Below are 11,668 nucleotides of genomic sequence, written 5' to 3'. Positions count from 1 at the left end.
TTTGAGGATGTCAACTTGAGTAATGATAAGCTTGTGGACTCGTTTTCTCCCGCGCAAATGACCCAAATCGCCGAGGAACTTGGCAACTATAAAGTAAATAAAAACCCTACTAGTACTATAGTATCAGCTATCCTTGCCGGTGTTTTTATCTCTATCGCATTCGTTTTCTATATTACTGCTACAACAGGGACTTCAACCGTTGCTTTTGGCTTGGCTAAATTAGTTGGCGGTATTTGCTTCTCGTTAGGTTTGATGCTTGTTGTATGTTGTGGAACAGATCTTTTTACTTCAACTATTTTAACCATTTTACCTAAAATGACACATAAAATTAGTTGGATAAAAATGTTCCGTAATTGGATTTTGGTCTATATTGGTAACTTTATCGGTGCTATACTATTTGTAGGAATTATTTGGTTTTCTGGGCAATATATGGTAGCCAATGGTTTGTGGGGATTGAATGTATTACAAACCGCAGATCATAAATTACATCATACTTTCATCGAAGCTGTATTTCTTGGTTTATTAGCTAATTTAATGGTTTGCTTAGCTGCTTGGATGAGTTATGCTGGTCGCAGTCTACTTGATAAAATGCTAATTATGGTATTACCTGTAGCAATGTTTGTTGCAAGTGGTTTTGAACATAGTATTGCAAATATGTTTATGATTCCTATGGGAATTGTAATTAATAATTTTGCATCACCTGAGTTTTGGACTACTGTTGGAATATCTCCTGATTCATTTAAGGCATTAACCGTTGAGCATTTTATTGTAAATAATTTAATTCCTGTTACTATCGGGAATATTTTAGGAGGCTTGTTAGTCGCTATCCCTAATTGGGCTTTACATCTTCGTAAGCCACATTGATTTTATAATATTTACCCTTATGTAAGAGTAGATAGATATTTTTGTAAACCTGAGGTTAATAACTATGAGTAATTTAAACGAAGTACAAGCAACGGCTTGGAAAGGATTTAAAGAGGGTGATTGGCAAAGTAATGTCAATGTTCGCGATTTCATTCAAAAAAATTACACACCATATGAAGGTGATGAATCTTTTTTAGCTGGCGCAACAGATGCTACAACTAAATTATGGGATAAAGTCATGGAAGGCATTAAAATTGAAAATGCTACTCATGCTCCTGTAGATTTTGATACAAGTGTAATCTCTACTATTACTGCTCATGATGCAGGTTATATCGAAAAAGATTTAGAGAAGATTGTTGGTTTACAAACTGAAAAACCATTAAAACGTGCGATTATCCCGTTTGGTGGTATCAAAATGATCGAGAACTCATGTAAAGCATACAACCGAACTCTTGATCCTTTAGTCAAAAAAATCTTTACTGAGTATCGTAAAACTCATAACCAAGGTGTTTTCGATATTTACACTCCTGATATTCTTCGTTGTCGTAAATCAGGTGTTATCACTGGTCTTCCTGATGCTTATGGCCGTGGTCGTATCATTGGTGATTACCGTCGTGTTGCACTTTACGGTATCGACTTCTTAATGCAAGATAAATTTGCTCAATTCAATTCATTACAAGCTGATTTTGAAAATGGTGTTGATTTAGCAATGACTATGCAACGTCGTGAAGAAATCGCTGAACAACATCGTGCTCTTGGTCAAATCAAAGAAATGGCAGCTAAATATGGCTACGACATCTCTGGACCAGCTAGAACAGCTCAAGAAGCAGTGCAATGGACATATTTCGGTTACTTAGCTGCAGTTAAATCTCAAAATGGTGCGGCAATGTCTCTTGGTCGTACTTCTACATTCTTTGATATTTACTTCCAACGTGACCTTGAAGCAGGTTTAATTACTGAAAAAGACGCTCAAGAAATTGTTGACCATTTCGTTATGAAATTACGTATGGTTCGTTTCTTACGTACGCCTGAATATGATGAATTATTCTCTGGTGACCCAATTTGGGCAACTGAATCAATCGCAGGTATGGGTGTTGACGGACGTACTTTAGTTACTAAAACTTCATTCCGTTTCTTAAACACACTATATACAATGGGTCCATCACCTGAGCCTAACATGACTATTCTTTGGTCAGAACAGTTACCAAGTGGATTCAAAGAGTTCGCATCTAAAGTATCTATTGATACCTCATCATTACAATATGAAAATGATGATTTAATGCGTCCTGACTTCAATAACGATGACTATGCAATCGCATGTTGTGTAAGCCCGATGATCGTTGGTAAACAAATGCAATTCTTCGGTGCGCGTGCCAACCTTGCTAAAACTCTTCTATACGCAATCAATGGCGGTGTGGATGAAAAACTTAAAATGCAAGTTGGACCAAAAGAAGATCCAATCACTGACGAATACCTTGATTTTGACAAAGTATTTGCTCGTTTAGATCACTTTATGGATTGGTTAGCAAAACAATACGTAACTGCACTAAATGCAATTCACTATATGCATGACAAATACAGCTACGAAGCATCATTAATGGCACTACATGATCGTGACATTATTCGTACAATGGCATGTGGTATTGCAGGTCTATCTGTTGCTGCTGACTCATTATCAGCTATCAAATATGCAAAAGTAAAAACTATTCGTGATGAAGATGGTTTAGCAGTGGACTTTGAAATCGAAGGTGAATATCCACAATTCGGTAACAACGATCCACGTGTAGATGATATTGCAGTTGATTTAGTTGAACGTTTCATGAAGAAAATTCAAAAACTTAAAACTTATCGTAATGCGATTCCTACACAATCTGTATTAACCATTACTTCAAACGTTGTATATGGTAAGAAAACAGGTAACACTCCAGACGGTCGTCGTGCTGGTGCGCCATTTGGACCAGGTGCTAACCCAATGCACGGACGTGACCAAAAAGGTGCGGTTGCTTCATTAACATCTGTTGCTAAACTACCATTTGCTTATGCGAAAGATGGTATTTCATATACTTTCTCAATCGTTCCTAATGCATTAGGTAAAGATGATGATGTTCGTAAACGTAACTTAGCTGGTTTAATGGATGGTTACTTCCATCACGAAGCTACTATTGAAGGTGGTCAACATTTAAATGTTAACGTATTAAATCGTGAAACATTATTAGATGCGATGGAACACCCTGAAAAATATCCACAATTAACTATTCGTGTTTCTGGATATGCAGTACGTTTCAACTCACTAACTAAAGAACAACAAAAAGACGTTATTACACGTACTTTCACACAATCAATGTAAGTGCGACAAGAGCGCACTTATGCTCCTAACTATTTGATTTTAATCAAAAGTTAGGTGGGTTAATTAAAGTGAACAACTTTAATTAGCCATCCTCACAATATCCGAGTAGGGCGTTACACATGTCCGAAAGGATATTGTATAACCTGTATTCGGTAAAGAATATATCTTAGTCTGTGAGAGGCACCTCTCATATCTAAAGAACAAAATTCTTTGGACAATTCAATTAATCCTATCTGATATTCTGGAAGATACCAAGGAATTCAATAAAATTATTGAATCGCCCAAGGAAACGAAAGAATTCATCAGTATATAGTTTAAGTTAGAATTGACCTATTGTGAAGTTTATAAGTGCATAAGCTGTTATTATCATTGTTGAAGTACAATTACCTATAGATTAGGTAAAAGTGCGAGTCAACCTGTTATATGACTAACAGTAGCCTAGGGATAATGCGAAACTGGCAACGGTTTGGTGTGGAGCTTCCTGACAATGTACCCCCTTGAGGAACAGCAAGGTTAATGCGTATCGTGAGGTAACATTAAGTAATGGCAAGTAGCATGTCATGAGGGGCTAGGCTAAATAGAAAGATGAACGTAAGTGAATTGTTGATAAACGTCGTGAATTGTAAAGAGCTTAAGCTACTGATAAGCTCTAACCAAAAAGGTATATAGTGGGTTATCTCTTTTTTACATTGGGGATACGTCATCATAAACACTATCGGCGAAAAGACAACATCTTAACTATTTGTGTGATAATAATGGAACTTGGTAAGCCCGTATTTCCGCCTTAGGGCAGGTAAAGCGTAAGTGATGCTGTTGGGAGTGCAGGTAAAGGAGGTTAGAGAAAGCGAATGATTGGCTGTAATGGCTAATATAGGGTATGAAACATGACCTAATCCGAAAGGGTGCAGACTTTTAACTGGTCTTTCATCGTAAGATGTTGGCTAATCCTTTATGGTCATTTCTTCGGGAATGATTGGATGGGGAAAGGAAACAGGCAAGTGAAAACAAGCTCATTTCCCAACTCTAACAATTCACCATGTGACAGAGAAGTAGAATTTATTTGGTACACTGAATAATTCTTCCTCCCTTCACAGATGAAGAAATTATTCATACAACACCAAGTAGATTTCTGCTTATTTCTGTTATTACAGGAGTAAGTATGAAAGAGTACACTAAGTTTAACGAAAAAGTTGAAAGTGGTCCAGCTCCAGCGACTCCTGACATGAATGAGCAATGGCACAATATTGATTGGGTCAAAGTAACAAAACATGTTAAGGGATTGCAGGTACGGATTGCGAAGGCAACAATTGAAGGTGACTACCGTAAGGTTAAACGCTTACAACGGTTACTAACACGCTCAACGTACGCTAAGCAATTAGCAGTACGAAGAGTGACAGAAAACAGAGGTAAAAGAACGGCAGGGGTTGACAAAGTAACATGGTCAACACCTGAAAGTAAATGGGAAGCAATTGCAACGTTGACAAGTAAAGGATACAAACCGATGCCATTAAGGCGGGTTTATATTCCTAAGTCTGACGGAAAGAAGCGCCCTTTAGGCATTCCGACCATGAAAGATAGAGCAATGCAAGCGTTACATTTATTTGCTTTACAGCCTGTTGCAGAAACAACGGCGGATAAAAACTCGTATGGTTTTCGAATCAATCGCTCAACGGCGGATGCGATAAGCCACGTGCATAAAATATTCTCACGCAAAGGGCGTCAAATGAGACAAACGGCGCAATGGGTATTAGATGCGGATATACAGGGTTGTTTTGACCATATTAGTCATGATTGGTTAATAGCAAATATTCCAATGAATAAAAGAATATTAGCAAAATGGTTAAAATCTGGCGTAGTGGATATGGGACAGGTTAGACGGACGGAAGAGGGTACACCACAAGGGGGTATCATTTCACCAACTTTAGCAAACATGGCACTAGACGGCATTGACGAGCTATTAACTAAACACTTTGGTGTAATTGGAAATAGACAACGGCGTGCCAACAAAGTATACATGGTTCGATATGCGGATGACTTTATCATATCGGGGAATTCGAAAGTATTGCTTGAAGATGAAGTTGTTCCGGTAATGCGAGAATTTTTGAAAGAGAGGGGACTAACCCTATCGGAAAAGAAAACACGCATTGTGAACATTAAGCAAGGGTTTGATTTCTTAGGTTGGACTGTGAGGTCATTTAAAGGCAAGTTGTTGATTAAACCGAGTAAAAAGAATGTGAAATCATTCTATCGCAAGGTAAAAGAAACGATAAGCAAAATGAAGATGGTTAAGCAGGACATACTCATAGCAAAATTAAATCCGATGTTAAGGGGGTGGGCAAACTATCACCGTAACATTGTGGCTAAAGAAACGTACAGTAAAGTAGACCATTTAATCTGGCAAGCGATTTGGCGATGGTGTTGCCGAAGACACAGTAACAGGCGGAAACGATTTGTTAAGGAGAAATACTTCACAAGGATACAAAGCAGGGACTGGATATTTGGTACACATACAACGAATCGGCATGGAGAAAAGATATGGACTGAATTACTGTGTTGCAGTAAGACAGAAATTAGACGTCATATAAAGGTAAAATCGGAATATAATCCCTTTTTACCAGAATGGGAATTATACGGCGAAACACTATACCAAAAACGGATGTACGAAGATTATTCGCACAGAAGTCAATGGCAAAGGTTGTATAAGGAACAAAAAGGACGGTGTGGACTATGTCATCTCCCTATCACAAAAGAGACGGGATGGCACGACCACCATATCATATACCGCATACAGGGCGGAGATAATAAACTGAAAAACAGAATATTATTACATCCAGTATGTCACATTAAAGTTCATGCACTGAAGTTAGAAGTATTGAAACCGACTTAGCAATAAGTTAATAGAAAGGCTTGAGCTGTATGCGGAGAAATTCGCTCGTACAGTTCTTAGGGGGCGGCGGCATAGAAATATGCCGCTGCTACCCGACTTTAGTTAACTGATACTAATTTAAAATGGCGCCTACTTGAGGCGCTATTTTTTTATCAGAATAAGATTAAGATTTATTGATTCCATATCAATATTATTAAAAAGAACGTTTTTCAACTGTTATTCTCATCATTAATTTAATAAGCGATTATCCAATTAATACAATTGGTGTAAGAAAGTATCATATGAGTTAAAATATCTTAAACAATAAAAAAGTAATATGAGCAAGCACTAGAGAATTTTTATGGAACAAAATATTATTATGACAACAAAGCAACCAATCAAAGGTCGCATCCACTCCTATGAGTCATTTGGCACTGTAGATGGGCCGGGTATACGTTTCATTGTTTTTTTTCAGGGTTGCTTGATGCGTTGCTTGTACTGCCACAACCGTGATACTTGGGATTTAAAAGCTGGCCGTGAAGTCACTGTTGATGAACTGATGAAAGAGATCGTTACTTACAAAAGTTTCATCATGCCTAATGGCGGGGGGGTAACCGCTTCTGGCGGCGAAGCGACACTACAATCTGAGTTTATTACTGAATGGTTCAAAGCTTGTCATCAAGAAGGTATTCACACATGCTTAGATACCAATGGTTATGCAAGACAGTTAGATCACATAGTTGAAGCACTTATGGAAGTGACAGACTTAGTCATGTTAGATCTCAAACAAATCAATGATGAAATACATCAAAAACTAGTTGGCGTACCTAATAAGCGTGTGCTCGAGTTTGCTAAATATCTACAAAAAATTAATAAACGAACCTGGATACGATATGTGGTTGTACCGGGGTGGACTGATGATGATAATTCCGCACATCTTTTAGGGCAATTTATTCAAGGTATGGAGAATATTGAGCGAGTAGAGTTATTACCCTATCATAAAATGGGCGCTTACAAATGGGATACGTTCGGAGATAAATATCAGTTAGAAGGGGTAGAGGCGCCACCGCGAGAAACCTTAGACAGAATACAACAGATCATAGAAAGTTATGGTCAATCGGTTACATTTAGTAAATAACATGATAATAAAAAAGGTACCAGCTATGGTACCTTTTTAGTTGCTATCCTTTTTTATCTAATTCTTTTACGCTTTATTGCTCGCAAAACAAAAATCGTTCCCTCCAGCGCAAGTACACATACTGACAACCAAATAAAGCTGTAAGAGATAATATGTTGTGCCGAGATCGATTCATGCAAAAATAGAACTGATATAAGCGTTAATAAAACGGGTTCAACATATCCAAGCAAACCAAATAACCCCAAAGGTAATAATCGTCTAGCTAAAAAGTACATAGCAAAAGCGATAGCCGTAATGATCCCCAGCATTGGGATAAAAATGTGAAAGTGTGTAATATCACTCACAATCTGGCTAAATGGGTAATTAAAGGCGAAATAAATCACGCAGCCAATAAATATAAAAAAGAAATCAGAAAAGGTGCCACAAATCCCCTCTATTTGCAATTTACGACGTGTAATAAAGTAAATGGGGTAACCCAATGCAACCACTGCTGTTTCCCACGAAAATGCGCCTGTGGTATAGATTTCAACGGCTACGCCGATAGCAGCAAGGCAAACGGCAATCTTTTGCAAAAAGCTGAGTTTTTCCTTGTAAAAAATCTGACCTGAAATCACCATGGTTAATGGTAATAAGAAATAACCTAAAGAAGCCGATAAGCCATGCCCATTAAGCGGTGCCCAAATGAAAATTAACATCTGAATAGTTAACAATAGGGAGGAAAAGATCAATCCGACTAAAATCATCGGTTGCTCTCTAATACGCTTAAATAAATCCCTAATTGCGGACCACTGGTGTTCTATAAAGACTAACACCACTATGGCTGGAAACGAGGTTAATAAACGCCAGCAAAAGATGTCAACCACAGGAAGAGGCTGTAGTAAAACCGGATAGTAGTAAAGTAAGCCAAAAAGGCATGATGCGAGTATTGAAAGGACAACACCTTTAATCATTTTTCCACCTTTAATAAAAAAATAGCGCTAATTAATAGCGCTAAAAATGAAGTAAGCAAACTTTTAGAACATGGTTAACCGATTACTTCAACACCATTCATATATGGCACTAAAACAGAAGGCACTTTAATGCTTCCGTCTGCCTGTTGGTAGTTTTCCATAATTGCCACTAATGTGCGTCCAACAGCTAATCCTGAGCCATTTAAGGTATGGACTAAATAAGTTTTGTTATCCGCTTTATTACGATATCGAGCTTGCATTCGGCGAGCTTGGAAATCCCACATATTAGAACAAGACGAGATTTCTCGATAAATGTTTTGAGCCGGTACCCAAACTTCAAGATCGTAAGTTTTGCATGAACCAAAGCCCATATCGCCGGTACACAATACGATTTTACGGTATGGCAATTCAAGTAGCTGTAAAACCTTTTCCGCATGTGCTGTCAGCTCTTCTAAAGCTTTCATTGATTCTTCCGGTTTAACAATTTGCACAAGTTCGACTTTATCAAACTGATGCATACGAATTAAGCCACGGGTATCTTTGCCATAAGAGCCTGCTTCAGAACGGAAACAAGGTGTATGAGCAGTCATTTTCATTGGAAGCTGGCTTTCATCAAGTATCTCATCACGCACTAAGTTAGTTACCGGGACTTCTGCCGTTGGAATTAATGCATAGTTACTGCTTTCAGCTTCTTCATCGAGAGGTTTAGTATGGAAAAGATCACCTGCAAATTTAGGTAATTGACCTGTGCCAAATAAGGTAGCATGATTAACAAGATATGGAACATAGATTTCAGCATAGCCATGTTGTTCAGTATGCAGATCTAACATAAATTGAGTAATCGCTCGATGTAAACGGGCTAATTGTGATTTCATCACCACAAAACGTGCACCAGTAAGTTTTACCCCAGCAGCAAAATCAAGGCCACCAAAACGTTCACCTAAAGCGACATGGTCTTGGATTGGAAAATCAAAAGTCCTTGGAGTACCAAAACGAGATACTTCAACATTATCGCTTTCATCTTTACCATCGGGTACAGAGTCATCAGGAATATTTGGAATGTTGGATGCAATATCTTTAATTTGGTTTAAAAGGATATCAAGCTCTGCTTTAGCGCTGTTAAGCTTTTCGCCTAATTGGTTTACTTCTTCTCGTACAACTGAAATATCTTCACCACGTGCTTTAGCTTCCCCAATAGCTTTAGAGCGGGCATTACGCTGTGCTTGTAAATTTTCAGTTTCAACTTGTAATATTTTGCGCTTTTCTTCTAATTGTCGAATGGTTTCAACATCTAATTTAAAACCACGACGTGCTAATTTGCTAGCAACAAGATCTAATTCGTTTCGAAGTAAATTTGGGTCCAACATAAAAAAGTCCATTATCGTTTATTAATGTTATCTATTTAATTTTCTGTTTGAGTTAACAAAAAATATGATGAATAACACATATGAAATTTGTGAGCTTAGTATACTAGAATTATATCGGGTTTCAACCGAAGTGGTAAACCCGAAGAAATCTAACTGATAGCCATAAATCAAAGTAGTTCAATAGGATAAAAAATAATCATTTTTTATATACGCTGATTTTATACATATATAAATTTTATCTATTATTTTATTTGCTAATACTGTTGAATATTTTAACTTAACTATTATTCATAAAAGGAAAAACAAATACAAGTTATTAACAATCATTTTTTAGTAAATTTTATAATACCAATGCTGTATTTTGAGTTGAAGTCTATTTTTCTGTATTTCATAGTTGTAAATCAACGTACAAACCATTTATTTAAGATTATATGTATATTTTTGCTGATATAAATCTTATTAAGATATTTAATGGAATAAATTATTATGATTTGCCATTGGTAAAGTGGAATCTGTCTTAGATTGATCTGCTAAACCGATAATATTATACTTAATCACAATTTGTTTAACTTTTCGAAATCTTTACGGAGCAAAAAATAAGTGGATCAACAGCAATATAAAGTAATAAGTGGTTTAGCTATAGCAGGGATGGTTTGCGGAATTATATCACTAATCCCAATAGGCCTTATAAGCATTGTATTAGCTATTGTAGCTATAGTATTAAGTGCAGTTGCTAAAAGTGATATAAAAACTAATAACAAAAGTGGTTCTGGTTTTGCAACAGCAGGAATCGTTTGTGGAATCATTACCCTTGTATTATGGTTTTTATTCTTTTTCGTAATTGGCAGTATAATATTATCAGCTAACCATTAATCTCATAAATAAAGAATAATGTTATGGTGAATTAAAAGCTGTCAGCTTATTATGAATAAAAGATTGGGTTCTAATAAATACCCAATTTGTTTCTGCAATAAACGCATTGCATTTCATATCAAACATTCAATATATAGGCTTCTTAATATTTAATTCTTTAATTTCATCATTGAAAGTATAAACAAAGCTTTTAAGTAATTATTTTTCGGTTGTCCTTGATGTTCTTTTTATAACTTTATTTTTTCTAAGTCGATGTACTTTAATTTTATTATTGCCAATTTAAAATTTAAGCTTGTACGAAGCTTTTTAAGAGCGGGTAGGGTTAATATTTAAGGGAAAACAGAAAAAGCTTTGTATAGTGATTTATAGCATTCAACGTTTTTAAAATAGTTTGTAGTACTAATAAGCTAAAAAGTAAATAACATTGTTAATGAGTATAACCTTTCATGATATTCAATATAACGTTTAATTGGCATTATAAATCGAAGAAGGTTTTTAGGATGCTTAAATGGCGCACCCGAAGGGATTCGAACCCCTGACCGCTCGGTTCGAAGCCGAGTGCTCTATCCAGCTGAGCTACGGATGCTTGTAAGTTCGTAAAAAATGGTGCATCCGAAGGGATTCGAACCCCTGACCGCCCGGTTCGTAGCCGGGTACTCTATCCAGCTGAGCTACGGATGCGTATTAGATTTTAAAATGGTGCATCCGAAGGGATTCGAACCCCTGACCGCCCGGTTCGTAGCCGGGTACTCTATCCAGCTGAGCTACGGATGCATATTTTAATTTTTAAAATGGCGGTGAGAGAGGGATTCGAACCCTCGATGCAGCTTTTGACCGCATACTCCCTTAGCAGGGGAGCGCCTTCAGCCTCTCGGCCATCTCACCAAAACATTATGACTCTGCTTGAACAACAAAATCATAATGTGTGGCGCACATATTACGTTCTACAAAAAATAAGTCAAACATTTTTTTGCGAACACGTGCTGGTTGTTTATTTAGTGCCCAATATTACTCTTTGGGTTGAACTAATTCATCAACTTTGTCTTGTGATTGATGAATACGGTTGTAGATTTCTTCTCTATGAATAGAAACTTCTTTAGGTGCGTTAATACCGACTCTGACCTGATTACCTTTCACGCCCAAGACGGTAATAACAACATCGTCACCAATGATAAGTGTTTCACCTACTCTCCTAGTTAAAATTAACATTAGATCTCCTAATATCAGTTAAGTATATATCCAAACAATTTTAAGATATAGCTT

The 11,668-nt window shown here is 36.9% G+C and carries 8 protein-coding genes and 4 tRNA genes; 5 read left to right on the top strand and 7 right to left on the bottom strand.

Features of this window, described 5'->3' with window-relative positions; all coding sequences use genetic code 11:
• The first annotated feature begins 15 nt into the window (after positions 1–15).
• The 4 genes from focA to pflA all read left to right on the top strand — a co-directional run bounded on the left by focA (position 16) and on the right by pflA (position 7,215).
• Positions 16–864 carry a formate transporter FocA gene (gene focA / locus A9G08_RS03245; protein WP_218058385.1) on the top strand — a complete coding sequence of 283 codons (849 nt, stop codon included), beginning with the start codon at positions 16–18 and terminating at the stop codon, positions 862–864.
• Between the two features lie 64 nt (positions 865–928).
• Positions 929–3,211 (top strand): formate C-acetyltransferase, encoded by a 2,283-nt coding sequence (gene pflB, locus A9G08_RS03240; RefSeq protein ID WP_065562301.1) that lies wholly within the window; start codon positions 929–931, stop codon positions 3,209–3,211.
• A 1,222-nt stretch (positions 3,212–4,433) separates the two neighbouring features.
• Positions 4,434–6,098, top strand: coding sequence for a group II intron reverse transcriptase/maturase (gene ltrA, locus A9G08_RS03235; protein WP_065562467.1), 1,665 nt, complete (start codon positions 4,434–4,436; stop codon positions 6,096–6,098).
• Between the two features lie 358 nt (positions 6,099–6,456).
• On the top strand, positions 6,457–7,215 hold the full coding sequence (gene pflA / locus A9G08_RS03230) for a pyruvate formate lyase 1-activating protein (RefSeq protein WP_065562466.1): 759 nt from the start codon (positions 6,457–6,459) through the stop codon (positions 7,213–7,215).
• A gap of 53 nt (positions 7,216–7,268) precedes the next feature.
• On the opposite strand, the gene rarD is transcribed toward pflA, so the two are convergent.
• Positions 7,269–8,165 (bottom strand): EamA family transporter RarD, encoded by an 897-nt coding sequence (gene rarD, locus A9G08_RS03225; RefSeq protein ID WP_065562300.1) that lies wholly within the window; start codon positions 8,163–8,165, stop codon positions 7,269–7,271.
• A 74-nt stretch (positions 8,166–8,239) separates the two neighbouring features.
• Complete coding sequence (gene serS, locus A9G08_RS03220) at positions 8,240–9,532, bottom strand: serine--tRNA ligase (protein ID WP_065562299.1); 1,293 nt, start codon at positions 9,530–9,532, stop codon at positions 8,240–8,242.
• A gap of 600 nt (positions 9,533–10,132) precedes the next feature.
• On the opposite strand from serS, the gene A9G08_RS03215 reads away from it, so the two are divergent.
• Entirely contained in the window at positions 10,133–10,405 is a 273-nt protein-coding gene (locus tag A9G08_RS03215; protein WP_065562298.1) for a DUF4190 domain-containing protein, read from the top strand.
• A gap of 509 nt (positions 10,406–10,914) precedes the next feature.
• Here the strand turns inward: A9G08_RS03215 and A9G08_RS03210 are convergent.
• The 5 genes from A9G08_RS03210 to csrA form a co-directional block, all read right to left on the bottom strand.
• Positions 10,915–10,991: transfer RNA gene (locus A9G08_RS03210), tRNA-Arg, on the bottom strand.
• An 18-nt stretch (positions 10,992–11,009) separates the two neighbouring features.
• Positions 11,010–11,086 (bottom strand) — tRNA-Arg (locus A9G08_RS03205).
• A gap of 16 nt (positions 11,087–11,102) precedes the next feature.
• A tRNA-Arg gene (locus tag A9G08_RS03200) sits at positions 11,103–11,179 on the bottom strand.
• An 18-nt stretch (positions 11,180–11,197) separates the two neighbouring features.
• Positions 11,198–11,290: transfer RNA gene (locus tag A9G08_RS03195), tRNA-Ser, on the bottom strand.
• A 123-nt stretch (positions 11,291–11,413) separates the two neighbouring features.
• Positions 11,414–11,614, bottom strand: coding sequence for a carbon storage regulator CsrA (gene csrA, locus A9G08_RS03190; protein ID WP_065562297.1), 201 nt, complete (start codon positions 11,612–11,614; stop codon positions 11,414–11,416).
• Positions 11,615–11,668 lie beyond the last annotated feature (54 nt).

The organism is Gilliamella sp. wkB195 (assembly GCF_001690445.1).
Taxonomy (GTDB): Bacteria; Pseudomonadota; Gammaproteobacteria; order Enterobacterales; family Orbaceae; genus Gilliamella; species Gilliamella apicola_E.
The sequence above is the reverse complement of the archived record's forward strand: the minus strand, read 5'-3'. Positions and strand labels throughout refer to the sequence as shown.

What these genes read in the sequence shown, in the direction of transcription:
- pflB (WP_065562301.1), top strand. Translation starts at nt 929, where the DNA reads ATGAGTAATTTAAACGAAGTACAAGCAACGGCTTGGAAAGGATTTAAA.
- ltrA (WP_065562467.1), top strand. Translation starts at nt 4,434, where the DNA reads ATGAATGAGCAATGGCACAATATTGATTGGGTCAAAGTAACAAAACAT.
- pflA (WP_065562466.1), top strand. Translation starts at nt 6,457, where the DNA reads ATGACAACAAAGCAACCAATCAAAGGTCGCATCCACTCCTATGAGTCA.
- rarD (WP_065562300.1), bottom strand. Translation starts at nt 8,165, where the DNA reads ATGATTAAAGGTGTTGTCCTTTCAATACTCGCATCATGCCTTTTTGGC.
- serS (WP_065562299.1), bottom strand. Translation starts at nt 9,532, where the DNA reads ATGTTGGACCCAAATTTACTTCGAAACGAATTAGATCTTGTTGCTAGC.
- csrA (WP_065562297.1), bottom strand. Translation starts at nt 11,614, where the DNA reads ATGTTAATTTTAACTAGGAGAGTAGGTGAAACACTTATCATTGGTGAC.